The sequence below is a fragment of the Undibacterium sp. SXout7W genome (assembly GCF_049339385.1).
In the GTDB taxonomy this organism is placed as follows: domain Bacteria; phylum Pseudomonadota; class Gammaproteobacteria; order Burkholderiales; family Burkholderiaceae_D; genus Undibacterium.
This window is the reverse complement of the sequence record NZ_JBMPPF010000008.1, coordinates 69,376-95,326: the sequence shown is the minus strand read 5'-3', so window position 1 is coordinate 95,326 and position 25,951 is coordinate 69,376. Positions and strand designations below refer to the sequence as shown.

22 protein-coding genes are annotated in these 25,951 nt (G+C 50.4%); 16 read left to right on the top strand and 6 right to left on the bottom strand.

All coding sequences use genetic code 11. The features are described 5' to 3' along the window. The first annotated feature begins 133 nt into the window (after nt 1-133). The gene (locus ACO0LB_RS09670; RefSeq protein ID WP_423048837.1) at nt 134-1,102 is read left to right on the top strand and encodes a 2-hydroxyacid dehydrogenase; all 969 of its coding nucleotides are present in this window, start codon (nt 134-136) and stop codon (nt 1,100-1,102) included. A gap of 104 nt (nt 1,103-1,206) precedes the next feature. On the opposite strand, the gene ACO0LB_RS09665 is transcribed toward ACO0LB_RS09670, so the two are convergent. After that, nucleotides 1,207-1,461, bottom strand: coding sequence for an acyl-CoA-binding protein (locus tag ACO0LB_RS09665; RefSeq protein WP_423048835.1), 255 nt, complete (start codon nt 1,459-1,461; stop codon nt 1,207-1,209). Between the two features lie 273 nt (nt 1,462-1,734). Next, nucleotides 1,735-2,436 (bottom strand): UPF0149 family protein, encoded by a 702-nt coding sequence (locus ACO0LB_RS09660; RefSeq protein ID WP_423048833.1) that lies wholly within the window; start codon nt 2,434-2,436, stop codon nt 1,735-1,737. A 107-nt stretch (nt 2,437-2,543) separates the two neighbouring features. On the opposite strand from ACO0LB_RS09660, the gene ACO0LB_RS09655 reads away from it, so the two are divergent. Then, nucleotides 2,544-3,551, top strand: coding sequence for a serine/threonine protein kinase (locus ACO0LB_RS09655; RefSeq protein ID WP_423048831.1), 1,008 nt, complete (start codon nt 2,544-2,546; stop codon nt 3,549-3,551). A 62-nt stretch (nt 3,552-3,613) separates the two neighbouring features. Then, nucleotides 3,614-4,285 carry a ribose-5-phosphate isomerase RpiA gene (gene rpiA, locus ACO0LB_RS09650; RefSeq protein WP_423048829.1) on the top strand — a complete coding sequence of 224 codons (672 nt, stop codon included), beginning with the start codon at nt 3,614-3,616 and terminating at the stop codon, nt 4,283-4,285. Nucleotides 4,286-4,614: 329 nt separating this feature from the next. Here the strand turns inward: rpiA and ACO0LB_RS09645 are convergent, their stop codons facing one another. Both ACO0LB_RS09645 and argA read right to left on the bottom strand, forming a co-directional pair. After that, nucleotides 4,615-4,887 carry an oxidative damage protection protein gene (locus ACO0LB_RS09645; protein ID WP_423048827.1) on the bottom strand — a complete coding sequence of 91 codons (273 nt, stop codon included), beginning with the start codon at nt 4,885-4,887 and terminating at the stop codon, nt 4,615-4,617. Nucleotides 4,888-5,018: 131 nt separating this feature from the next. Beyond that, nucleotides 5,019-6,329 (bottom strand): amino-acid N-acetyltransferase, encoded by a 1,311-nt coding sequence (argA, locus tag ACO0LB_RS09640; RefSeq protein ID WP_423048825.1) that lies wholly within the window; start codon nt 6,327-6,329, stop codon nt 5,019-5,021. Between the two features lie 87 nt (nt 6,330-6,416). On the opposite strand from argA, the gene hrpA reads away from it, so the two are divergent. Next, on the top strand, nt 6,417-10,556 hold the full coding sequence (gene hrpA / locus ACO0LB_RS09635) for an ATP-dependent RNA helicase HrpA (protein ID WP_423048992.1): 4,140 nt from the start codon (nt 6,417-6,419) through the stop codon (nt 10,554-10,556). A gap of 103 nt (nt 10,557-10,659) precedes the next feature. Here hrpA and ACO0LB_RS09630 read toward each other — a convergent pair whose 3' ends face one another. Next, complete coding sequence (locus ACO0LB_RS09630; protein ID WP_423048823.1) at nt 10,660-11,553, bottom strand: DUF1186 domain-containing protein; 894 nt, start codon at nt 11,551-11,553, stop codon at nt 10,660-10,662. A 233-nt stretch (nt 11,554-11,786) separates the two neighbouring features. Further along, nucleotides 11,787-12,716: a phenylacetic acid degradation operon negative regulatory protein PaaX gene (paaX, locus tag ACO0LB_RS09625; protein WP_423048821.1), complete on the bottom strand. Its 930-nt coding sequence runs from the start codon at nt 12,714-12,716 to the stop codon at nt 11,787-11,789. Nucleotides 12,717-13,170: 454 nt separating this feature from the next. Here paaX and paaA point away from each other — a divergent pair, with 454 nt between their 5' ends. The 12 genes from paaA to paaZ all read left to right on the top strand — a co-directional run bounded on the left by paaA (nt 13,171) and on the right by paaZ (nt 25,650). Next, the gene (gene paaA, locus ACO0LB_RS09620) at nt 13,171-14,172 is read left to right on the top strand and encodes a 1,2-phenylacetyl-CoA epoxidase subunit PaaA (protein WP_423048819.1); all 1,002 of its coding nucleotides are present in this window, start codon (nt 13,171-13,173) and stop codon (nt 14,170-14,172) included. 29 nt (nt 14,173-14,201) lie between these two features. After that, the gene (gene paaB / locus ACO0LB_RS09615) at nt 14,202-14,486 is read left to right on the top strand and encodes a 1,2-phenylacetyl-CoA epoxidase subunit PaaB (protein ID WP_423048817.1); all 285 of its coding nucleotides are present in this window, start codon (nt 14,202-14,204) and stop codon (nt 14,484-14,486) included. Nucleotides 14,487-14,506: 20 nt separating this feature from the next. Then, nucleotides 14,507-15,262 carry a 1,2-phenylacetyl-CoA epoxidase subunit PaaC gene (paaC, locus tag ACO0LB_RS09610; protein ID WP_423048815.1) on the top strand — a complete coding sequence of 252 codons (756 nt, stop codon included), beginning with the start codon at nt 14,507-14,509 and terminating at the stop codon, nt 15,260-15,262. 118 nt (nt 15,263-15,380) lie between these two features. After that, a complete protein-coding gene (gene paaD, locus ACO0LB_RS09605) occupies nt 15,381-15,911 on the top strand; it encodes a 1,2-phenylacetyl-CoA epoxidase subunit PaaD (protein WP_423048813.1) in 531 nt (176 codons plus the stop codon). A 220-nt stretch (nt 15,912-16,131) separates the two neighbouring features. Then, complete coding sequence (gene paaE / locus ACO0LB_RS09600; protein ID WP_423048811.1) at nt 16,132-17,208, top strand: 1,2-phenylacetyl-CoA epoxidase subunit PaaE; 1,077 nt, start codon at nt 16,132-16,134, stop codon at nt 17,206-17,208. A 1-nt stretch (nt 17,209) separates the two neighbouring features. Further along, nucleotides 17,210-18,001 (top strand): 2-(1,2-epoxy-1,2-dihydrophenyl)acetyl-CoA isomerase PaaG, encoded by a 792-nt coding sequence (paaG, locus tag ACO0LB_RS09595; RefSeq protein WP_423048809.1) that lies wholly within the window; start codon nt 17,210-17,212, stop codon nt 17,999-18,001. Nucleotides 18,002-18,006: 5 nt separating this feature from the next. Further along, nucleotides 18,007-19,536 (top strand): 3-hydroxyacyl-CoA dehydrogenase PaaH, encoded by a 1,530-nt coding sequence (gene paaH / locus ACO0LB_RS09590; RefSeq protein WP_423048807.1) that lies wholly within the window; start codon nt 18,007-18,009, stop codon nt 19,534-19,536. Then, nucleotides 19,529-20,014 carry a hydroxyphenylacetyl-CoA thioesterase PaaI gene (paaI, locus tag ACO0LB_RS09585; protein ID WP_423048805.1) on the top strand — a complete coding sequence of 162 codons (486 nt, stop codon included), beginning with the start codon at nt 19,529-19,531 and terminating at the stop codon, nt 20,012-20,014. The genes paaH and paaI overlap by 8 nt, the downstream gene beginning before the upstream one ends. Nucleotides 20,015-20,143: 129 nt before the next feature. Continuing rightward, on the top strand, nt 20,144-21,472 hold the full coding sequence (gene paaK, locus ACO0LB_RS09580) for a phenylacetate--CoA ligase PaaK (protein WP_423048803.1): 1,329 nt from the start codon (nt 20,144-20,146) through the stop codon (nt 21,470-21,472). A gap of 224 nt (nt 21,473-21,696) precedes the next feature. Further along, complete coding sequence (gene pcaF / locus ACO0LB_RS09575) at nt 21,697-22,908, top strand: 3-oxoadipyl-CoA thiolase (protein ID WP_423048991.1); 1,212 nt, start codon at nt 21,697-21,699, stop codon at nt 22,906-22,908. A 23-nt stretch (nt 22,909-22,931) separates the two neighbouring features. Beyond that, nucleotides 22,932-23,537 (top strand): phenylacetic acid degradation protein PaaY, encoded by a 606-nt coding sequence (paaY, locus tag ACO0LB_RS09570; protein ID WP_423048801.1) that lies wholly within the window; start codon nt 22,932-22,934, stop codon nt 23,535-23,537. Between the two features lie 67 nt (nt 23,538-23,604). After that, nucleotides 23,605-25,650: a phenylacetic acid degradation bifunctional protein PaaZ gene (gene paaZ / locus ACO0LB_RS09565; protein WP_423048799.1), complete on the top strand. Its 2,046-nt coding sequence runs from the start codon at nt 23,605-23,607 to the stop codon at nt 25,648-25,650. Nucleotides 25,651-25,951: the final 301 nt, after the last annotated feature.

Below are 25,951 nucleotides of genomic sequence, written 5' to 3'. Positions count from 1 at the left end.
CAGGTAGGTCAGACAGGCTTCCTGTGCTTAACGAACATCACTGGCAACTGATGTTCGTTAAGCACGACTTTGAGAGATTGCTGCCTGACTTCTGCGTAGTCTGATCATTTTTTATTTTTTTGGAAAACCATTCATGAAGCCTGCGATTTTAGTAGTACGCGCTATTTTTCCCGAAGTGCTGGAAAAACTCAGCGAGCATTTTGACGTTGAATCAAACCAGGATGATGTGGTGTTTACCCCTGCTGAGTTAGCGCACAAACTCAAGGGTAAAGCCGGTGCTATGACGACGGCGAGCGCACGTATTAATGAGGATTTATTGCAGCAATTACCAGACTTGAAAATGGTCGCCAATATGGCCGTGGGATACGATAATTTTGATCTGGCTGCCTGTCGTGCTCACGGTGTTCTCGCAAGTAACACACCGGATGTTTTAAATGAAACCACAGCGGATTTTGGCTGGGCGCTGATGATGGCGACAGCGCGCAGAATTACGGAGTCTGAGCATTGGTTGCGCGCTGGTGAGTGGAAGAAATGGCGCTACGATTATTTTTTGGGACCGGATATTCATGGATCAACCCTTGGAATTATCGGCATGGGACGGATTGGTCAGGCGATTGCCCGGCGATCAATAGGTTTTAATATGAAAGTCGTTTATCACAATCGCTCGCGTTTGAGTCCTGATAATGAGGCCTATGCGAACAATGCGACGTATCTTGAAAAGGAAGACTTATTGCGTCAGGCGGATCATGTGGTACTGGTGCTGCCATACTCTCCAGCGTCTCATCACACCATCGCCGCTGCTGAGTTGGCAATCATGAAGCCGACGGCAACACTGGTGAATCTGGCACGCGGCGGTATTGTTGATGATGTCGCCTTGATTGGCGCTTTACGCGAGCGGCGTATTGCTGCAGCAGGTCTGGATGTGTTTGAGAACGAGCCGAAATTTCATCCAGACTTTTTGGAACTGTCGAATGTCGTATTGACGCCGCACATTGCCAGCGCATCAGAAGCAACGCGACGCGCAATGGCAAATTGTGCTGCGGATAATCTGATTGCGGGTCTGAGCGGAAAAACACCGCCGAATCTGCTGACGACGGCGTAGTTCGTTCAGGCCGGTCGGGTATATTCAGAGTCAATGACGGGTCAATGACTGGTAATGGCAGACAATCTGGGGTTACCCTGGTCTGCCATTGCCAATCAGGATAATCAGTCTTTCAGACTATTGATGAGGTCAACATATTGTTGCATAGCGGTTTCCTGACTGGTGCCTTTGAGTCCGGCCCACGCGTCATATTTGGCGCGACCCACGAAGTCGGTCATGCCAGGGCGATCGCCTGTTGCATCGCCAGTGCTACCTTGCTTGAACAGAGCGTAAATTTTGAGCAGGGTGCCATTATCAGGGCGTTCTGGCAGGTTTTTGGAGTCAGTCAAGGCCTGTGTAAATTGTGCTTGTAAGCTCATATAGTCTCTGTTCTTCCGCGCGATAGCGATGCGGATATCGATGTTGAAAAGGCAAAAATAGCACGACTCAACGACACACGACCAGCAATACGCTAGAGGATTCCCTCAAGCGCATCTGGTCGTGTGGTATGTGGAAGGTTTAAAAGTCGAGGCAAGCATTATTTTTTGTCACAGTTCTATTGCTTGCCTGCTATTTGACGATGATTTATTCATGACTTACCCATTGGCTGGATAGTCGTTGCAGCGATGTTGATTGTTGATTGCGTATAACAATCAGTGCAAGGTAGGTTCTGCGCCACAGCACACTTTGTATTTTTTGCCGCTGCCGCAAGGGCATGGATCATTACGGCCGACTTTTTGGGATTCGCGCTTTACCGTAGTCACGCCAGATTTGCGTCTTGGAGCCCAAAAGCGGCGAATCGCAGGAAGAGAGGCTTCCAGACTTAATGCGAGGGCGTGGCATTTTTCTGGTGTATCCACAAATTTCATTTCTTCTTCTTCTATCTCTTCTGCGCCTAGCAGATAGATCGGTTGCAACAACGGGCCGATTTCTTCTGATTCCCAGGCTGCTTCCCAAGCTTCTTCACGTAACTGCATACCTTCCCAGAAACCCCAGGCCCAGGTTTCGCCATCGATCAGTTCTTTGCCATTCTGTTCCATGACGCAGAATAAGGGCTCGTATTCTTGAGGCGCTACTTCAAATGTAATCTGGATTTCATTCATGAACCGCGCAATCAACTGAGTGACACGCTGCATTTCTTTCTCATTTTTGAATTTAGGTTCCTCCTGGTCGGGAAGACCCCATACCAGTGGAAGCCATTCCGTCATCGGAATCATTTCTGGTCCGAGTGCAATGGCAGTCAGATAGCCGTGCAAGGCGTCCATGGTCATGCCATCGTCACCAACTTTGTCGGACATGAGGAATTTATCGAGTTCATTGAATTCTTTGTCGTTGAGTGGTTCGTCGAGATGCATGGTGTGGCTCTTATAATGTGATGAAATACCGGAAGTTTAGCGCTTTGTGTGTCAGCTGTGCAGGACTTTTGACAACTCGCAACAGACATCCACGTACAATAGTCGTCATGACACATTTCCCACTCTCCGATTCGTTTGCCGACCTTACTCCCGATCTGGTGCTGGATGCCGTTGACAGTACAGGCCTGCGCTGTGATGGCCGTTTGTTGGCGCTGAACAGTTATGAAAACCGGGTATATCAGATCGGCATGGATACTGATGCGCCTATTGTCGCTAAATTTTATCGGCCAGGCCGTTGGTCGAACGAGGCTATTCAAGAGGAGCATGCTTTTGTTGAGCAATTAGTGGAGCAGGAAATTCCCGTTGTTCCCGCATTGCAGGATGCAGAAGGGCGTAGCCTGCACCATTTTCAGGGGCATCGTTTTGCATTGTTTCGGCGCCAAAGTGGTCGTGCTCCTGAAATCGGTAACACTGCGACGCTGGAATGGCTGGGGCGTTTTATTGGTCGTATTCATGCTGTCGGCGCGTTGCAGACTTATGTCGCGCGTCCTGGCTTGAATCCTGATACGTTCGGTATTACGCCACGGCGATATTTGCTGGAACAGCATTGCATTCCCCCTGATTTGCTGGCGGCGTATAGCAGTGTCAGTCAGCAAGCGCTGGATGGCGTGTTGCGTTGTTATGAGCGTGCAGGGGAGGTGCCTCTGATCCGCCTGCATGGCGATTGCCACATGGGGAATGTATTGTGGCTGGACTCGGGGCCGCAGGCCGGGCCGCATTTTGTTGATTTTGATGATAGCCGGATGGGACCTGGCATACAGGATTTGTGGATGTTGTTATCTGGCTCCCGTAGCGAAATGTGCATTCAACTGACGGATATTCTGGCTGGATATAAAGATTTTTTTGAGTTTGATTCGCGTCAGCTTTATCTGATCGAAGCATTGAGAACCTTGCGTCTGATTCATTATTCTGCCTGGTTGGCGCAACGCTGGGATGATCCGGCATTTCCTGCTGCCTTCCCCTGGTTTAACACCCAGCGCTATTGGCAAGACCGGATTTTGGAGTTGCGGGAGCAAGTGGCGTTAATGGACGAGCCGCCGTTATGGCCAATCTAGACTATCATCGTTGCGCTTCCGGTAAAATGGCGGTTTGTTTGAATGAATTTGATAGAAACACCATGACACAAGATGAATTAAAACTCGCGGTAGCTCAGGCTGCCATTGCGTATGTAGTTGAAAATGAGATTGTTGGCGTCGGTACAGGATCGACAGCCAATTTTTTTATTGATGAACTGGCAAAAATCAAACACAAAATCAAAGCGGCAGTGGCCTCGTCGGAAGCGACTGCCGAGCGTTTGCGCGGTCATGGTATTACTGTGCTGGATTTGAATGAAGTAACCTCTATGCCTGTGTATATTGATGGCGCGGATGAGATCACGCCGCAGGGCGCGATGATCAAAGGCGGCGGTGCTGCACTGACCAGAGAAAAAATTGTGGCATCAGTGGCCGATCAGTTTATTTGTATCGCAGATGGTTCCAAGCTGGTGGAGTTGCTGGGCAAGTTTCCGTTGCCGGTAGAAGTCATTCCAATGGCGCATGCCGTGGTTGCGCGCAAACTCAATGCAATCGGTGGCGAGGCGCGCCTGCGTATGAAAGACGGGCAGCCATTACTGACAGATAATGGCAATATGATTCTGGATATTCACGGCTTGCACATTGCTGATCCAGTCGCTCTGGAAGCACAGATCAATAATATTGTTGGTGTCGTCACCGTCGGTTTGTTTGCACGTCAGGGTGCTAATGTCTGCTTGTTAGGAACGGCAGATGGAGTAAAGACGCTGAAGTTTTAAGTGTTGCTGGCTACGCTTGAATTTGTTCGTTTCAATGAACGTTAAAGCTGCTTATTTTGCATACTCCCCCTGTAATAATATAAAACTGCCTTCATCACGTTGTAAATAAAGGGCTGATTTTGATACTGGGTGGGAGTATGTTTAAGTCGTAATATTCATTGATTCATCAACCAAGTGTTTGTTTGATTGGTTGATTAAGTGATTTATCGGCTAATAAGTTGGTTGCTTGAATGAGCGTTACACATTGAATGACTACCTTCAGGATGAAATAAAGAAAAAGCCCGCGCCATGACGTGGGCTTTTTCTTTTAAAAAACGAGAAATTCTGAATTATTCGGTCGGAGGAACGTAGCCAGCCGCTGCGTCTGCGCCGTCACCAAAGAAATGTTTTTCCATTTGCGTCGCCAGGTATTTGCGGGCGCGGGTATCTGCCAGATTCAGGCGATTTTCATTGACCAGCATTGTTTGGTGCTTCATCCAGCCAGCCCATGCTTCTTTGGAGACGCTTTCATAAATCTTTTTGCCCAGTTCACCCGGATAAGGTGGAAAGTCCAGACCTTCAGCTTCTTTGTCTAATTTGATGCAGTGAATAGTACGCGCCATGGTGTTACTCCTTAATATATTGTCGAACCGAGGCAGTAAATTGGTCAGCAACTTGTTCTATGTAGCTGAAAATCATATTGCTCCGGTTCCTTCGCTGTTTCTGAAACAGGCTGCATTATAAAGCCAGCTAATTACAGCTGCTTGATCAGTACCAAAGACTTTCGTTGCCAGTTGTACATTTTTTGCCGGTCTTTCGGCAAATCATCGACGGTCGCTTTGACAAAACCACGTTTCAGGAACCAATGTTCCGTGCGGGTCGTCAGCACAAACAACGAATGAAAGCCAGCCCGGCGCGCGCGTTTTTCTATGTGTTTCAGAATACGCTCACCGTCGCCCTGACTTTGTACGTCCGGATTAACTGTCAGACAAGCCATTTCGCCCATTTTTTCAAACGGGAATGGATACAAGGCGGCACAACCGAAAATCACGCCATCATGCTCGATGACTGAGAAGTAATTGATTTCGCGTTCTATCAGCTCGCGGCCACGCTTGACCAGCGTGCCGTCGGCTTCCAGAGGTTCTATCAGCTTAATGATGCCGCCGACATCTTCAATCGTCGCTTCGCGCAGACTTTCGAGATTTTCCGACGATACCATCGTGCCGACGCCATCATGCGTAAACAATTCCAGCAATGCGGAGCCGTCCATTTCATACGGCACGATATGAATACGTGGCACACCGCCACGCGAGGCTTTGACTGCATGTTCCAGATAAAATGCGGAATCGGGTGGCAGGTAATTGGCAGCCAGTTCTTTTTCTGCCTGAATGAAGGAAAGTTCGCGGATTTCAGCACCTTCGCGATCCACCATCATCGGCGTCTCTGAAATAAAAATCAGCTTGTCGGCGCGCAGCGCACTTGCCGCTGAGACGGCAACATCTTCCATCGTCAGGTTAAATGCTTCGCCGGTGGGAGAAAAACCGAGCGGTCCCAGCAGCACCAGACTGCCACCATCCAGAATACGGCCAATAGTGTCGTAAGCGACTTTACGCGCTGTGCCTGTCAGGCCGAAATCAATGCCATTGACAATGCCTATCGGTTTGGCAGTGACGAAATTACCGGAAATCAGGCGTATCGCGGCATGCGCCATTGGCGTGTTGGGCAAGCCCTGACTGAATGCCGCTTCGATATCGAGACGCAATTCACCAGCGGCTTCTTTCGAGCATTCGAGCGCGGCAATATCGGTAATCCGGATACCATTGTGAAAACGACCTTCCACATTACGCAAGGCGAGTTGTTCAGCGACCTGTGGGCGTGAGCCGTGGACGATGACAATTTTGATACCAAGTGCATGCAATAAAGACAAATCTTGTGCCAGCACGGGCAGTGCACCTGCCATGACCAGTTCGCCGGGAAAGGCGACCACAAAGGTTTTGCCACGGAAGGCATGAATATAAGGCGCGACTGAGCGCAGCCATTGAACGAATTGAACAGGATTTTCCATCCGCAGATTATAATGCGCGTCGCTATGTCTTCTAATCATTCTCCTAAAATTTCCCCAAAAAAAGCAACGTCCACCACGATAGATGGTTTGTCGGGGTTGCGCGAGCTACGTCAACAATTGCGCCAGGCCGCCCCGACGGCGGAAAAACCTGCATCTGCGGCAGAAAAAACGGCAACGCTGGCAACGAAGCCGCCGTCTGCGCAGGTGCGGCAACCAGTGTCATCAGCATCGTCGGCATCATCGCCAGATCAGCGTGGGCGTCCTCAGCGAGCTGCGGCTAAGCCTGGCGGACAGTCACAGGTGCGTGCTGGCGCGAAACCCTCCGCTGCTGCAGTTGCTGTAACCGATGAAAGCAACCTGCCTTTCCGTAATCCGCCGCCTGTCATCACGTTTCCGGAAGAATTACCGGTATCCGGCAAGCGTGCCGAGATTGCAGAAGCTTTGCAAAAGCATCAGGTGATCATTGTCTGCGGTGAAACCGGCTCTGGTAAAACTACGCAATTGCCGAAAATATGTCTGGAACTCGGGCGTGGACGCCGAGGGCTGATCGGTCATACTCAGCCGCGCCGGATTGCGGCTTCATCAACTGCCAAACGGATTGCGCAGGAGCTGAATTCGCCACTCGGCGAGCATGTCGGTTTTAAAGTACGTTTTACCGATACCTTGAGTAAAGGCGCTTCGGTCAAACTGATGACCGATGGTATTTTGCTGGCAGAAACGCAGACCGACCCTTTGCTGCGTCAATATGACACCATCATCATCGATGAGGCGCATGAACGCAGCCTGAATATTGATTTCCTGCTGGGTTACCTCAAGCAATTGCTGCCCAAGCGCCGCGATTTGAAGATCATCATCACGTCCGCGACGATCGATGCGCAAAGGTTTGCGAATCATTTTGCTGATACCCGTGGTGGTGGTGAACCCAAACCTGCGCCGGTGATTGAAGTATCGGGACGGCTATATCCGGTGGAACTACGTTATCGCCCAGTGCAGGATACTGATAAAGACAAAGAACGCGATCTGATGACGGCGATCACTGATGCGGTTGATGAGTTATGTCGTATCGGTTCCGGCGATGTGCTGGTATTTTTGCCGGGCGAGCGCGAGATTCGCGATGCTGCAGAAGCCTTACGTAAGCATCATCCGCCACATGTCGAGATACTGCCTTTATTTGCACGCTTGTCGGCACAAGAGCAGGAGCGAGTGTTCAAAGTGTCGAATTCCCGCCGCATCGTGCTAGCGACGAATGTGGCTGAAACCTCGCTGACGGTGCCGGGCATCCGGTTTGTGGTCGATACTGGGTTGGCGCGCGTCAAGCGTTACAGTTACCGGAATAAGGTAGAACAATTACAGATTGAATCGATTGCACAATCGGCTGCTAACCAGCGCGCAGGCCGTTGCGGGCGGGTTTCTGCCGGCGTTTGCATACGTCTGTTTGACGAGCAGGAATTTAACCAACGCATCCGGTTTACAGAACCGGAGATTTTACGTTCCTCGCTGGCGGCCGTTATTTTGCGGATGAAGTCTTTGCGACTCACCGATGTGGAAACTTTCCCGTTTATCGAACCGCCGCCGGGCAGGGCGATTGCCGATGGCTATCAGCTCTTGCAAGAGCTGGGGGCGATGGATGATACCAATCAGCTCACAGCAGTCGGTCGGCAATTAGCGAAATTGCCGTTGGACCCGCGAGTCGGACGCATGATCCTCGCAGCGCGTGATAATCAGGCTTTGCAGGAAGTGCTGATCATTGCTGCGGCTTTATCGGTGCAGGATCCGCGTGACCGGCCGATGGACGCGCAGGCGGCTGCGGATCAGGCGCATAAGAAATTTGCTGATGAAAAATCTGAATTCATCTCGTATCTGAAAATCTGGAAATGGTTTGAAGACGCGATAGAACACAAAAAAACGAACCGTCAGTTGCAGGATAATTGCCGTAGCAATTTCCTGAGCCAGATGCGCTTGCGCGAATGGCGCGAGGTGCATTCGCAATTGCTGACCATCGTGAAAGAGCAGGGCTGGCGCCTAAATGAAACTGCCGCCACTTATGAACAACTGCATTTGTCTTTACTGACTGGCTTACTCGGGAATATCGGTTATAAATCCGAGGAAGAAGCGCATTATCTTGGTGCCCGTAGTATCAAATTTTATATCTGGCCCGGCTCCAGTCTGGCGAAAAAAGCCGGACGCTGGATTATGGCGGCAGAGCTGGTCGATACGACGCGCTTGTATGGCCGTTGCATCGCACAAATACAGCCGGAATGGTTGGAAAAAATCGGCGGTCATTTACTGAAAAAGTCCTATGGCGAGCCGCGTTGGGAAAAGCGGACGGGTCAGGTGTCGGCGTTTGAACGAGCGACCCTGTATGGATTGGTTGTGTACAGCCAGCGCCGGATTCAGTATGGTTTGTATCATCCGGTCGAAGCACGTGAGATTTTTATCCGCGAAGCATTAACGGAAGGTGAGTTCGAGACGCGTGCGCCGTTCTTTGTGCACAACCAGAAACTGGTACGTGAGATTGAAAATCTGGAGCACAAATCGCGCCGGCTCGATGTGTTGGTCGATGCTGAGCTGATCGTGGCGTTTTACGACAAGCTGATTCCGCCTGACGTGTATAACGCTGTGTTGTTTGAGGAGTGGCATAAAGAAATCATCAAAGCCAATCCCAAACTACTGCATCTGAATAAAGATGAGTTGATGCGCCATGAGGCAGCAGGCGTGACGACGGATTTATTCCCGAAAACCATGCAGGTGTCTGGTGTGGCGCTGCAACTCAGCTACCATTTTGAACCCGGCAGCCCGCGTGATGGCGTGACATTGACCGTGCCTTTGTTTTCGCTGAATCAGGTATCGGCAGAACGCTGTGAGTGGCTGGTGCCCGGCATGCTGAAAGAAAAAGTGCATTTGCTGATCAAGTCCTTGCCGCAAAAAATACGCCGCCATTGCGTGCCTTTGCCGGACTATGCGGCAGGATTTTGTGAACGCAATGACTTTGGTAGGGGCAATTTTCTGGATGCCGTGATTGCCGATATCCGCGAGCAAAAAGGTTTGCTGTGCAAAACCACGGACTTTAAATTTGAAACCGTGCCTGTACATCTGACGATGAATTTTAAAGTGGTGGACGAACATGGCCGCCAGTTAGAAATGGGGCGGAATCTGGCGAATCTGCGCGCTGAATTTGGCGGTCAGGCGCGAGAAAGTTTCCAGAAGATTGCGAGTGCAGAAAAGCTGGCGTTGTTGGATGCACAGGCAGCAAATGTGCGTGGTGCAAATCAGGGTAAAGCGTCCGCAACGGCAGAGACCTCACGCGCCTCCGCAGCGAATAAAAATGGAAATGCGGCGTCGGCTGGCGCAATGCCTGCGCCTGCGCTGAAGCAGGAAAATTTTACCGGCTGGACTTTTGACAGCTTGCCGGAATTGCTGGAAGTACAGCAGGGTAAGCAAACCCTGATCGGTTATCCGGCGCTGGTGGACAAGCTCACGCATTGTCATATCGAGGTGTTTGATGATCCTGACGAAGCAGCGCGGGTGCACCGCATAGGCTTGCGCCGTCTGTTTGCCTTGCAACTCAAGGAGCAGGTGAAGTTCCTTGAGAAAAATATTCCGGGTCTGCAGCAAATGGGCATGCAGTTCATGGCGCTGGGTTCGCAGGAAGAATTGCGCGAACAGATTATCCAGACCGCGATTGAACGCGCGTGTCTGCAGCAGCCGCTGCCAGGCAATTCGGGTGAATTCAATATCCGCCGCGAGGAAGGAAAGGCGCGCCTGAATTTGCTGGCAAATGAAATCGCCCGTATGGCGGGGCAGATTCTGGCGGAATATCACAGCCTGCCGAAGAAAATTCAGGGTATCAAAGCCCATGCGCAAGCAGCAGCCGATATCCAGAATCAGTTGCAGATGTTGATCACTAAACGTTTTATTGCAGAGACAGATTTCAGCCAGCTGGCGCATTTTCCGCGTTATCTGAAAGCGATCACGATACGTATGGATAAGCTGCGCGCAGATCCGGCGCGTGATGCACGTCAGATGGCCGAGTGGAACAGTGCAGCGCAAGGTTGGGTGCGTGCGCCACGCAAATCCGGGCATGGATCGGATATTGATCCGAAAATGCTGGAATTCCGCTGGTTACTGGAGGAGTTGCGTGTATCTCTGTTTGCGCAAGAATTAAAAACGCCGATGCCGGTTTCTGTCAAACGCCTGCAAAAAGTATGGGAAAGTATGCAGCGATAAACGGCGTACTGGCTGTGATGCATGCCCTGAATGTAGTGAGTGTTGCGGCAACATCGCGTCAAACGCCTCGCCAGAAACAATGGCGAGGCGTTAGAAATGTGGTTCAAACATTCACGCCATGACATTTTTTATATTTCTTGCCGCTGCCACAGGGACATGGCTCGTTTCTGCCAATTTTGGCTTCTTTACGAATGGTGTGTTCGGTATAAGTTTTCCGGAAGGTATCGGGTTGATTTTCTTGAAAATGCGCCCATGACTCCATTTCTCTCTCAATATCATGGATGTAGCCTTTACCATGTTCCAGCTCCAGTGCACGACTGGCATTGTAATCAAGGTGAATGTGTTCGTTAAACCAGTCTCGGTCGCTCATTTGCGGATCAAGCAGTTTGTCGTCAAACCATTGATTTACTTGTTCTTTCATTTCTGTTGCACATAATGCTGTGGCGACGTCAACAATGGTTTCCAGTAATATGGCATCTCCCTCTTGTGCTGTGCGGCGTTGATGTGCGAGCGCGTCTCCCTGTTGTATCAGATAGTTGATTAGCTCTGTCCTGTCATTTTCTCCGGCAATGACGCGCACTTGCCAGGCAATCAAGGCAGCGGTACGAGACCAGATGCTGATGCTCTGGTTCTCAAAATTTTGTTGTAATGGCGTGATGTTGCCATCGCAGACAGAAGCAATGCAACGACCATAGGTTTCTGTCACAACATCGCCCATCGTACTTTCTATGACGTCATCGCCAAAGGCGCCGATGGCAAGCATGGCGCGATAGGCACTGGTTTCCCGCCATGCTGCTAGCAGATGCATGGCATACATATGCAACATGTAATCACCGTTGCGAGCGAGTGCCGGGTCCTGCGCAATATCGTCGAGAACCTTGATCAGATAGGGTGTCAGCTCAGCTCGATGTTCTTCAGCAAAGACGATCGCTGCGCGTGGAAAAGGCGTTGTGAAGTATTCGAGCTGCGCGCGCAGGGTTTGCCAGTTAGAGGACATGATGATATTTGAAATAGGGCGGAAGCAGCAGTATAGCGCTGACCCCATTATTTCTACACATCTCACGACGTACTTTGTCTGGCAATTTCTTTTGCGAGACTTGCACAAAGCCACGCCGATGGTGGTTGGTTCTTGTTGCGCAAGTTCCCTTGCTGCCTACGATGGGGCAAGTATGTGCCGACACGGCTTGCGTCCCCATGCCTTGCTCAGGCACTGTTGTGTACCTGTTTTGCTTAAAAAATCAGGCCGCCGAAACGCTTGTAAAACTGGCTGGCAGCCGCAGGGACATTGTCGTCCTCTTGTCTCAGCGTATGCATCAGATATTCCTCTGCCGGTGCGAAGCATGCCTGATACAGCTCGTGACATAGCGTATAGGCCTCGGTACCGAGCCAGGAGGCCGGTAGCAGATCGACTGGTAACTGCGGATCATGCAATTGCGTACGACGGAAGCTATGTATCACCAATGTGCGGATGATCAATGCCATCGTGCCATCTACGTCGGTGTCACGTAATAAATTCAGAAGCGGAGAAAATTTTTCAATAAACTGCTGATAGCTTTGATTGACAGTATCAAGCTCCCATTCTGTGTTGATCAGTTCGCTAAGTGGTCGCTGGCTGACTCCTTTCAGATCAACAGCTCTGCAAGCGAAGAGCTGTCCCTTAAGACCAGTGCGCTCAATGATTTCCTCCAGTACTTCGCGGTCAGCGAGTGGATGCGCAAAGATGCCCTGGCTGATCATACAGTAGCCTTCCCACAATAATTCTTTTTTCAGCATGCCGCGCACAGCAGCGCTTAGCTCATTGGTGGAAATAAATACCAGCGTCCAGTTGCCATCCCAATGCAGATTGCTCGGGGTGTAAATTCTGCGATAGGCGCGTTGAAAACGTTTTGATGTTGCGGCTGCCAGTTTGTAGCTGCTGCGACGCCCGTCGCGTGTGGCTTCCAGCCATCCTTCTTCTGTCAGCCGGAAGACGCTGGTTCTGACTAACCTGTCGCTGATACCAAATTGCCCCATCAGCGAGATCAGACTTCCCAGCCAGACGCTTCCCCCGTGCGGATCAATGGCATCACCAAACAGTGTCATCACCAGCGATTTTGCACGCGGCGGGTCTTTTTCGAGAAGTTGGCTGATCCATTCGTGGACTTTTATTGTGCTTTGCATTGGTGTCATTAGGTTCTAAGCTGAATCAAGCCCACTAGTTAAGCCCGATAGGGGCGCATCTTGCGATGCGGTAACACAGATTATTGCCAGGCAAAAGATCCGGTCAGACGCAACCGTTACCAGTTTTTGTTCATGTGGCAATACTGAATATTAGTGTCAGTACAGTGTCAGTATTAAGACTGGCGCAAAACTGCTCTGGTGCTGTGATGGCTGCAATCTGTATTGAGTTCGTCGCCATGCTTTGCCGGGAGAATTTTGCATCAGCCCTGAGTATGTAATTTTACCGACAAGTGATTAATTGCAGTAATAAATGATACAGATATTTAATGTGATACGAAAAAATTGTGTACATTAAAAAATACGTATCATATAATTTTGATGTGGATCAATAATATCAACGCGCCTCATGTTGTTTGCGCAGGCAAAAACCACGGCGATTTTTGAGGGGACAAAAATGTATGCACAGTTAGTCGAGACAGGTTTATCCAAAGTCCGCACGGCGGATGAGTTGAGTGCGGAAGAGCGCGCGTTTCAGGAGCGCATTGATGCAGGCATCAAGATTGAGGCAAAAGACTGGATGCCTGAGGCCTATCGCAAAACATTGATACGCCAGATTTCCCAGCATGCACATTCTGAAATTGTGGGACAGTTGCCGGAGGGGAACTGGGTTACCCGCGCACCTAGTCTGAAGCGTAAAGCTATTTTGCTGGCGAAGATTCAGGATGAAGCTGGCCACGGCCTGTATTTGTATAGCGCGGCGGAAACCCTCGGTGTTTCACGCGATGATTTGTTGGCAGATTTGCATTCTGGTAAAGCGAAATATTCCAGTATTTTTAACTACCCGACCCTGAGCTGGGCAGATATGGGTGCCATCGGCTGGCTGGTGGATGGTTCCGCGATTATTAATCAGATTCCTTTGTGCCGTTGTTCTTACGGCCCCTATTCCCGCGCCATGATACGCGTCTGTAAGGAAGAGTCTTTCCATGCGCGTCAGGGTTACGACATCATGATGTCCTTGTGCCGCGGCACTCCCGAGCAAAAAGCGATGGCGCAGGACGCATTGAATCGCTACTGGTGGCCAGCATTGATGATGTTTGGTCCTTCTGATGCCGCATCCGTCAACAGCGCGCAATCGGCTCAATGGCGTATCAAATTATTTTCCAACGATGAATTGCGTCAGCGCATGGTCGATCAGACTGTGCCGCAGATCGAATATCTCGGTCTGGAATTGCCTGATCCTGCGATTAAATGGAATGAAGAGCGTGGCCATTATGATTTCGGTGAAATCAACTGGGACGAGTTTTACCAGGTGCTGAAAGGAAACGGTCCTTGTAACCGTGAACGCTTGCGTACCCGCGTGAATGCCTATGACGACGGAGAATGGTTCCGCGATGCGCTGGTGGCGAACGCCGAAAAGCAGGCGCAGAAAAATGCCATGCAGCCTAAGGTTGCCTGAGACGATCAATAACGATAAGGAGAGACGACATGAGTAAAGAATGGCCATTGTGGGAAATTTTTATCCGTAGTCAGCACGGCCTGGCTCATAAGCATGTAGGCAGTTTGCATGCGCCTGATGCTGAAATGGCGATTAATAACGCACGCGATGTGTACACCCGCCGTAATGAAGGCGTCAGCATCTGGGTAGTGCTGGCAGACAATATTGCTGCCAGCAGCCCGGGCGACAAAGAAGCTTTATTTGAGCCATCCAATAGCAAGGTGTATCGCCATCCGACATTCTTCCCTATGCCGGAAGAAGTCAAAAATCTGTAATCGCGCAACGGAGATAATGCATGTCAAATGATACGTTTAAGTATGTGTTGCGCCTGGCAGATAATGCTCTGATCCTGAGTCAGCGGCTGACGCAGTGGTGCGGCAAAGGGCCGGCGCTGGAAGAAGATATGGCGCTCACGAATGTTGCCCTGGATCTGATAGGTCAGGCACGCCTGTGGTATTCCTATGCTGCTGAGATCGAAGGTGCTGGTCGTACTGAAGATGATCTGGCTTATTTGCGTGATGCTCACCAGTTTCATAATCTGTTATTGGTAGAACAGCCGAATGGCAATTATGCCGATACGCTGATGCGTCAATTTTTGTTCGATACCTGGCATTACTATTTGTTGAAATCCTTGTGTGCTTCCAAGGATGGCCGAATTGCCGAGATCGCAGAAAAATCCCTGAAAGAAGTTTCCTATCACTTACGTCGCAGTGGTGATCTGGTCGTACGTCTTGGCGATGGTACTGCTGTGAGCCAGGAAAAAATGCAGACAGCATTGGATGAAGTCTGGCGTTTTACTGGTGAGATGTTTATTGCTGATGATCTGGATACCGCAATTGCTGCACAGGGTCTTGGTCCCGATCCGTCTTCTTTGAAGGTAGATTGGGAGGCGCATCTTGCTGAAGTCATGGCTGAAGCAACCTTGCGCCTGCCTGCTGCCAATGCCTGGATGCTGAAAGGTGGCAAGCAAGGTGTGCATACTGAGCATATGGGTTATATCCTGGCGGAAATGCAATTCCTGCAACGTGCGTATCCTGGTGCGCAGTGGTAATGCTCTGATCCTCGTATCGACAAGCATCTGAACGGCATTGCAAATGACCGTACAGTGAGCCATACAAATTCTGGCTTGCAGTCCGCTATCGGAATCAATGGGAGTGAATGGGAAGAATATGACATCACAGCAGCAATTGCCCAGCGCAGAGCAGATACGCGACTGGTTACATCAAGTACCTGATCCAGAGATTCCGGTCATTTCCGTCATTGATCTGGGCATCGTCAGGGACGTTCGCTGGCAGCAAACTGCTGAGTCAGATGCGCCCGAATGTGTGGTGATAATCACTCCGACGTATTCTGGTTGTCCGGCAATGGAAGTGATCGCCACTGGAATACGGGAAGCGTTATTGGCAAAGGGTATTCATCAGGTTCGCCTGGAAACTCAGTTGTCACCCGCCTGGAGCACCGACTGGATGAGCGAAGCTGGTAAGCAGAAATTGCAGGGATATGGCATTGCGCCACCGGTACAGCAGGTGATTAATCTGAGCGGCATTCGTCGTCATGCGATCAATGATCCTGTGGTTCCTTGTCCGCAGTGCGGGTCATCCGAAACAAGGCTGGTCAGTCAATTTGGTTCAACGGCCTGCAAAGCCCTGTATACCTGCAAAAGCTGTCTGGAACCATTTGATTATTTCAAGTGCCATTGATTATTGATAAGCAGCGAATGAAATCGTAACAAGAGGTAGGGTAGGCCGAGCCGATGCCAAGTGTTTATGCATACATCGGATGAGGTGCGGTAAGGGTAATGAGGACAGGGTCACGCAAGGCTCGATTCCGTTAGCAAAATCAGACTGGCAAAATCAGCGTCAAGTCTGATCAGCTGTCGATAGTAATCCCAATACAGATATATAGCGGAGACAAAGTAAGATGATTAAATTTCACACACTCGGTGTCAGTCAGGTCAAACACGAAACCCGTGATGCATTGCTGGTGACATTTGATGTTCCCGAGACATTGCAGGATGCATTTCATTTCACCCAGGGACAGTATCTGACCTTGCGTACGTTTATTAATGGTGAAGATGTACGTCGTTCATATTCCATCTGTTCCGGCGTGCAGGACGGCAATCTGAGTGTTGCTATCAAACGTGTTCCAGGCGGTGCATTCTCGACATGGGCAAACGACACGTTACAAGCAGGTGCCACGATTGATGTGATGCCGCCGATGGGGCATTTCAATGTGCCGCTGGCTGCTGGAAATAAAAAGCATTATCTGGCCTTTGCTGCCGGTAGTGGTATCACACCCATGCTGTCCATCATTAAAACAACCTTGCAAACCGAGCCTGACAGTCAGTTCACGCTGGTGTATGGAAATCGCGCATCATCGACCGTCATTTTTAAAGAAACTCTGGCAGAACTGAAAGACCGTTATCTGGGACGTTTCAATCTGGTGTATGTCATGAGCCGCGAGCAGCAGGATATTGAATTATTCAACGGTCGCATTACCAAAGAGAAATGCGAACAGTTGCTCAAGCACTGGATATCCGTCAGTGACATCGATACCGCATTTATCTGTGGCCCTGAAGAGATGATTCATGCAGTTTCTGACGTATTGCAGGCGAATGGTCTGGCAAAAGAGAATATCAAGATTGAGTTGTTTGCCTCCAGTGTGCCAAAGCGTGCGCATGTGGCTGGCGAGCGCCCATTGATCGGTCGCTCTGCATGTGAAGTGACGCTCGTCATGGACGGAAATCACACTCATTTTGTGATGGATAAAGACAAAGAGTCCGTATTGGATGCGGCGCTTAAGCTGGGGATTGATATGCGTTACTCATGCAAGGGAGGCGTATGTTCTACCTGCCGTTGCAAGGTTGCAGAAGGTAAAGTGGACATGGATGCCAATTATGCTCTGGAAGATTATGAAGTGGCGCGTGGCTTTGTTCTTAGCTGTCAGAGTTTCCCCGTGACAGATAAACTGGTTTTAGACTTTGATAGCGAGAACTGATATGACGTATGAAAATATTTTGTTTCAGATCGAAGGTGGCGTTGCGCATCTGACATTAAACCGACCCGATAAGCTCAATAGTTTTACCGTGGCAATGCACAAAGAAGTGCAGGATGCGATCGCCAGAATCAAGGCTGACGCGTCTGTTCGTGTCATGGTGCTGACCGGTGCTGGTCGTGGTTTTTGCGCGGGTCAGGACCTGGGTGATCGTGCTGTCAGTCCAGGTGGTGCAGCTGTTGATCTGGGTGAATCCGTTGAAAAATATTATGCCCCGCTGGTGCTCGCCCTGCGCGCTTTACCGATGCCAGTGATCTGTGCGGTGAATGGTGTTGCAGCAGGCGCTGGCGCCAATTTACCTTTGGCATGTGACATTGTATTGGCGGCACGTTCTGCCAGTTTTGTTGAAGTATTTTGTCGCTTAGGGCTGATTCCGGATACTGGTGGTACTTACTTTTTGCCACGGGCACTGGGTACTGCACGCGCCATCGGTGCAGCCATGTTGGGCGAAAAAATAACGGCAACGCAAGCCGCGGAGTGGGGACTGATCTGGAAGTGTGTGGATGACGATCAATTGCAGGCCGAAACGCTGGCACTGGCAAAACACTTTGCCAGTGCACCGACGAAAGGTTTGGCATTGACCAAGCAGGCGATTTACGCCAGTGGTAGTAATACGCTGGAGCAGCAGTTGTCATTGGAAGCTGGCTGCATGCGTGAATTGGGGCACAGCAAAGACTATCGTGAAGGCGTGAATGCATTCATGGAAAAACGCGCACCTCAATTTACCGGAGCATAGTACAGATGAGTGGATTATCAAAAGACACTGCGGTCGCAGTGATTGGCGCTGGTGCAATGGGCGCAGGTATCGCCCAGATCGCTGCGGCAGCAGGCCATCAGGTTTTCTTGTATGACACCCGTATTGAAGCTGCTGAAAAAGCGGTGGCGGGTATCCAGCGCACTTTTAATATGTTGGCAGAAAAAGGAAAAATGTCCTTTGATCTGGCGCAAGCTTCTGCTCAGAGATTGCATGTGGCAACGGAGCTGGCACAGTTGAAAGACGTTGGACTGGCAGTAGAAGCGATTGTTGAAAATCTCTCTGTCAAACAAGCTGTTTTTGCCGATCTGGAAGCAGTCGTAGCGGATGATTGCATACTCGCATCTAACACATCTTCCATCTCTATCACGGCACTGGCCGCGCGTTTGCGCTTGCCAGGACGTTTTGTCGGCATGCATTTTTTCAATCCTGTTCCATTGATGGCACTGGTGGAAATCATTCGTGGTCTGGCGACGGATGAAGCTGTTGCCGAGACCTTGTACGCCACATCTCTGGCATGGGGCAAACATCCTGTACACGCCAAATCAACACCGGGATTTATCGTTAATCGGGTTGCTCGCCCTTATTACGCGGAAGCCTTACGCTTGTTGAATGAGCAGGCTGCTGAACCGGCGACGATTGACCTGATCATGCGTGAAGCAGGAGGCTTCCGCATGGGGCCATTTGAGTTAATGGACATGATAGGTCACGACGTGAATTTTGCCGTCACGAATACGGTGTACCAGGCGTATTTCAATGACCCGCGTTTTACTCCCTCGTTATTGCAGCAGGAGTTAGTGAGTGCCGGATTCCTGGGTAAAAAAACTGGACGTGGATTTTATCAGTACGGTGCCGGCGTCACTCCTCCGGCGGGGAATTCCGAAGTGTTGCTGGCAATGGCTGATGATGTCGTGATCACCAGTGCTGATCCTTTAGCGCAGGCATTACAGCAACGCCTGACACAGACAGGCATCAAAGTTACTGAGGCGTTGAAGGATGGTATTGATACTCCTTTGCTGGTCTGCGGCGGAGCGCATGTATATCTGACAGATGGTCGTACTGCGACATTGAGAGCAGACCAGAATCAGGTTGCCAATACGATTTTGTTGGATCTGGCATTCGATGCTCTCACCAGCAAACGACTGGTATTGGCGGTGGCTGATCAATGTGACATTGCGGCATATCAGGCAGTAGTCGGTACTTTGCAAACTGCGGGTTATGCCGTTACGCGTGTGGATGATGCGGCAGGAATGGTCGTGATGCGCACAGTAGCGATGCTGGCTAACGAAGCCGCAGATGCCGTCAATCAGGGCGTCTGTGACGTTGCTGCTGTGGATGCCGCAATGCAAAAAGGGGTCAATTATCCGCGCGGGCCATTGAAATGGGCCGATACCGCAGGTATTGCGCACATCGTCACGGTCTTGCAGAACATGGCAGATTGGTATGGCGAAGATCGTTATCGTATTTCTCCACTGCTGCAAAGAAAAAAAATCAATGGAAGGAAATTTTATGACTAATTCTATTTACGCACATGGCCAGCAGCTGGCTGAAGCAACCGCTGCTGCCATGTTTGCGAATGATGCTGCCACGCGTGGACTTGGCATGCAGATTTCTTCCGTTGCTGAAGGGCAGGCAACACTCACGATGCGTGTGCGTTCCGATATGTTGAATGGTCACCTTACCTGTCATGGTGGATTCCTGTTTGCGCTGGCTGACAGTGCCTTTGCGTTTGCCTGCAATAGTCGCAATCACGCGACTGTGGCTGCCGGTTGCAGTATTGAATATCTGGCACCAGGCCGCGAGGGTGATGTTCTGACCGCAGTAGCAAGCGAGCAGACGCTGGTCGGACGAACTGGCATTTACGACGTTAAGGTCAGCAATCAGGATGGACATTTAATTGCCATATTCCGAGGAAAGTCGCATCGCATCAAGGGAGAAGTAATTCCGACTCCGGATGCCGGTGGAGAGACTGCATCAGCAACACAGATCGCGTAAGAAGCAGGTGCAAGAGTCGCAATGACGATTCATGTGGCTGCCTGACAAGGGTATTTGTCATGGCGCACACAATCTGCCAGCAATATTTTTTATCTATTACTACATCGAATACGTTCAGAGGAGACCATCATGACTAGCCGAGTTCCAGATCCAAAAGAATTAGACCCTATCGAAACCGCCAGTAAAGACGAATTGCAGGCATTGCAGTTGCAGCGTCTTAAATGGACTTTGTCACACGCTTACAATAATGTGCCGCATTATCGCGCTGCCTTTGATGCTGCCGGAGTGCATCCTGATGATGTGAAGACACTGGCGGATATTGCCAAGTTTCCTTTCACAGGTAAAAAGGAGTTGCGTGACAATTATCCGTTTGGTTTGTTTGCTGTTCCGCGCGAACAGGTATCCCGGATTCACGCTTCCAGCGGAACCACTGGCAAGCCAACCGTCGTCGGGTATACCAAGGATGATATCGATACCTGGGCGAATCTGGTTGCCCGTTCCATACGTGCTGCTGGCGGTCGTGCTGGCGATATGATTCATATCGCTTACGGTTATGGTTTGTTTACCGGCGGTCTTGGTGCGCATTATGGTGCTGAACGTCTGGGTTGTACCGTGGTGCCAATGTCAGGTGGTCAGACTGAGAAGCAAGTGCAGTTGATACAGGATTTCAAGCCATCAATCATCATGGTTACGCCATCCTATATGCTGAACATCATCGAAGAATTTTCTCGTCAGGGTCTTGACGTTGCTGAAAGTTCCTTGAAGATCGGTATTTTTGGTGCTGAACCCTGGACTGATGCGATGCGCAGTGAAATCGAAAGTCGTGCCGGTATTGATGCTATGGATATCTATGGCTTGTCCGAAGTGATGGGACCAGGCGTTGCCTGTGAATGTATCGAGAGTAAAGATGGTCCGGTGATCTGGGAAGACCATTTTTATCCGGAAATTATTAATCCGGAAACGGGTGAAGTTGTCGCGGACGGCGAGGAAGGTGAACTGGTATTCACATCGTTGACAAAGCAGGCATTCCCTGTCATTCGCTACCGCACGCGCGATCTGACACGCTTGTTGCCTCCGACATCACGTTCTATGCGCCGTATTGGCAAAATCACCGGACGTTCTGATGACATGTTGATTATCCGTGGCGTGAATCTGTTCCCTAGTCAAGTTGAAGAACTGTTACTGAAGCATCCGCAACTGGCACCGCAATATCAATTGGTTGTCACACGTGAAAACCACATGGATAAACTCGATATCATCGCTGAATTGCGTCCCGAGGTTTCCGGCAAATTATCTGAAATCGAAATGGAAGCACTGAACCGTCAGTTGCAGCACGATATTAAGACTTTTGTGGGTGTCAGCAGTAAAGTCCGGGTGCTGGCAGCGAACAGCATTGAGCGCACTTCCGTCGGTAAAGCCCGTCGCGTGATCGATAAACGACCAAAAATCGGCGTTTAATTGATGTTTGGTGGACGTTTGCTGAACGTTAATGAACATTAATGAACGTTTAAAGGATGCCTGATCGGACGCTGTATCAGCGTCCTTGCACAAAAAGCCATGCGCTTGTCTCTTAATAAACCTCTATGTGAGAAGTGGGGTAAGCGTCACTGGTGATCAGGTAACGATGGAATATGACAGGAATGAAGGAGCAATAAATGGCTGAAAAGGATACAAAGGGCGTAATGGATGCATGGATTTGTGATGCAATACGAACACCGTTTGGACGTTATGGTGGTGCATTGGCAAGCGTGCGTGCAGACGATCTGGCCGCGTTGCCAATCAAAGCACTGATAGAGCGCAATCCCACAGTTGACTGGTCGAAAGTCGACGACGTCTATTATGGTTGTGCCAATCAGGCGGGAGAAGATAATCGTAATGTCGGCCGTATGGCGGCATTGCTGGCAGGCTTGCCAGTGGATGTGCCTGGCAATACGATTAACCGTTTGTGTGGCTCCAGTCTGGATGCCATTGGTATTGGAGCCCGTGCAATTAAATCGGGCGAAGCGCATTTGATTATTGCCGGTGGCGTAGAAAGCATGACCAGAGCGCCTTTTGTGATGGGGAAGTCCGATAGTGCCTTTTCCCGTACTGCAAAAATTGAAGATACGACAATAGGCTGGCGTTTTGTTAATAGTCTGATGAAGGCTAGTTATGGTATTGACTCCATGCCGGAAACTGCGGAAAACGTGGCGCAGGAGTTCAATATTTCCCGTGCCGATCAGGATGCCTTTGCGATACGTAGTCAGCAACGGTGGGCTGCGGCTAATGCGGCTGGTTTCTTTCATAGCGAAATTGTGCCGGTCAGCGTCGCACAGAAAAAAGGCGATCCAAAAGTATTTTCTGCGGATGAACATCCTCGTCCTGACACTGACAGCGCAATGCTGACACGTCTGAAGGGCGTTGTGAAACCGGATGGTAGTGTGACTGCCGGTAATGCGTCTGGTGTGAATGACGGCGCTTGCGCGGTGTTGCTGGCGTCATCGGATGCTGTAAAACAATACGGCTTGAAGGCGCGTGCGCGTGTCGTCGGCATGGCTACCGCTGGTCTGGCGCCACGCATTATGGGCTTTGGTCCGTCACCAGCAAGCCGCAAGGTATTAGCGCAAACCGGGTTGACGCTGGAGCAGATGGATGTCATTGAACTTAATGAGGCATTTGCTGCACAAGGCTTGGCAGTCACCCGTGATCTGGGTTTGCCGGATGACGCTGCCCATGTTAATCCGAATGGCGGTGCAATTGCGATTGGTCATCCACTCGGAGCCTCTGGCGCACGTCTGGTGACAACAGCGCTAAACCAACTGGAGCGCACTGGCGGGCGTTATGCACTGTGCACGATGTGTATTGGCGTTGGTCAGGGAATTGCGCTCATTATCGAGCGCGCTGACAGTAACTAAGACAGTCGGAAGGAGCGATCATTATGACGAAGGTATATTCCATTGATGGCATCACGCCGGTCATTCATCCGACTGCCTATGTTCATCCGACAGCGACGCTGATCGGCGATGTCATTATCGGCCCTCGTTGTTACGTTGGTCCTTCTGCTTGTCTGCGTGGCGACTTTGGTCGTCTGATACTCGAAGAGGGTGCCAATATCCAGGATACCTGCGTCATGCATGGTTTTCCCGATAGCGATACGGTCGTTGAACAGGATGGTCATATCGGACACGGTGCGGTTTTGCATGGTTGTCGTATTGGACGTAATGCGATGGTTGGCATGAATGCTGTCGTTATGGACAAAGCCGTGATCGGTGCTGAATCGATTGTCGCCGCCATGTCGTTTGTCAAAGCGGGTATGCAAGTACCACCACGCCATCTGGTCGTTGGTATGCCTGCACGTGTACTGCGGGAGCTGACTGATGACGAAGTGCAATGGAAGACGCAGGGAACGGCGGAATATCACACGCTGACCCGACGCTCGCTGGAGACGATGCAGGAAGTCGATGCGTTGACAGAAGTGGAACCAGACAGGCCGCGTATGGCGCGTGATAGTTCCATGCCCGGACATAGGCCTAAATCAAAGTAATTATCTTGCCCGTGCCGGTGTGCACAGTGGCATCTGATTGAATTCAATAAGTGAGGAAATGGTATTCATGAAAACTCTGCAAAGTTTTATCGCTGGTGAATGGGTAGGCGAACACGCTGCACAGCCATTACAAAGCGCGATTGATGGCAGTGTGTTGTATCACACCCATGCAGAAACGCCTGATTTTGCTGCGGCATTAACTTTTGCCCGTGAACAAGGTTTGAAAAATTTGCTGGCACTGGATTTCCAACAACGTGCCAGTATTTTGCGCACATTGGCTAAATACCTGAATGAGCACAAAGAAGCGTTGTATGCGGTGTCCGTGCACACGGGCGCAACACGCAATGACAGCTGGATCGATATCGAAGGCGGCGCAGGTACCTTATTCGCCTATGCCAGCATCGGTACTAACGAATTCCCATCTGGTAATGTGTTTCATGAGGGGCCGGCTTTTCCTCTGGGTAAACAAGGGCATTTTGCAGGAACGCATATACTGGTTCCACGTCGTGGTGTGGCTGTACACATCAATGCATTTAATTTTCCGGTTTGGGGATTGCTGGAAAAATTCGCGCCTACTTTCCTGGCTGGTATGCCATGTATCGTCAAACCCGCCAGTGCAACCAGTTATCTGACTGAAGAGCTGTTGCGTCTGATCGAGGCATCTGGACTTCTTCCAGCTGGTAGTTTGCAACTGGTCATCGGTTCTACCGGTGATCTGCTGGATCGCCTGGAAGAATCTGATCTGGTTACATTTACAGGATCGGCAGATACTGCAGCCAAACTGAAAGCTACACCGAATCTGGTCAAACGCTCCATTCCATTTACGGCAGAGGCAGATTCACTTAATTGTGCAATTCTGGGGCCAGATGTCAGCCCGGACGATGAGGAATTTGACTTGTTCGTCAAGGAAGTTGTGCGAGAAATGACAACGAAGGCTGGTCAAAAATGTACTGCTATTCGCCGTGTTATTGTTCCACAGGCATATATCGATATCGTTGCGGAACGCATCAGTGCTCGTTTGGCAAAAGTGGTGGTGGGTGATCCGCGTGTTGATGGTGTGCGTATGGGGCCTTTGGCATCCAAAGCCCAGCAACATGATGTGCGCGAGCGTATTGCTATTCTTGCAGAGGGTAACCAAATTGCGTTTGGTGGCGTAGATGCTGTCAAGCCAGTCGGTGAAGCGACAGAGCATGGCGCTTTTGTGTCGCCGACATTGATTGTTTGTCGCCAGCCATTGGCACATCCGCGTGTGCACGATGTTGAGGCGTTCGGCCCTGTCAGCACGTTGATGCCATATGATGATATCGACAATGCGATTGCGCTGGCAGCGAAGGGGCGTGGTAGTCTGGTTGCATCTCTGGTGACAAAAGATCCAGGGATTGCGGCGCAGGCGATTCCTCTGATGGCCGCATGGCACGGACGTTTGCTGATACTTGACCGCGAAGCGGCAGTGGAATCAACAGGACATGGTTCGCCTTTGCCGCAGTTAAAACACGGCGGCCCTGGGCGTGCTGGCGGCGGCGAGGAACTGGGCGGTGCCAGAGCTGTCAAGCATTATCTCCAAAGAACGGCAATACAAGGATCACCAACGATGCTCGCCGCAGTCACGCGCGAACATGTCCGCGGTGCAGCGGTACGTGAGTCCGTGGTACATCCTTTCCGTCATTATTTTGAGGATTTACATATCGGGGACTCACTGCTGACACATCGCCGTACTGTCAGCGAGGCAGATATCTGCGCCTTTGGTGGCTTGTCAGGCGATTATTTCTATATGCACTTTGATGAAATTGCGGCGAAAGAAAGTACTTTCGGCAAGCGTATTGCACATGGCTATTTTGTCCTGTCGGCAGCAGCTGGCTTGTTTGTTTCTCCTGGTGTTGGCCCTGTGCTGGCAAACTACGGCCTGGACACATTGCGTTTTGTGAAACCGGTAGGTATCGGTGACACGATTCGCGCACGCCTGACATGCAAGCGCAAAATCGATCGCCAGAAAAAAGATACGAATGGTGTCGGGCAGGGGGTTGTGGCCTGGGATGTGGAAGTGACGAATCAGGATAATGAGCTGGTTGCTTCTTATGATATTTTGACGCTGGTTGCTAAAAAAGCACAGTAATGCGCGTATTGGCATTCTCTTGGATGCCAAAGTTGCCATTCAGATATCGTTCATTGAATAGTGTCGTCATTGAACACTACATGGTGAATGGATCAACCCTGAGCGGAATTTAAGTCTGCTCAGGGTTTTTTTGCGATATATCATCCACAGAACTAACGCCAAATTGTTTTGGTCAGGAATGACAGCGAGAGTGTTACAGGCTTCAGGGCTTGTACTGCAAGCGCTCATAACGTAGCCAGGACGTTGTAAGGTAAGTCCTGACACCATCGGAGATTGCGATTGAGTCATCACAGAAACGGAT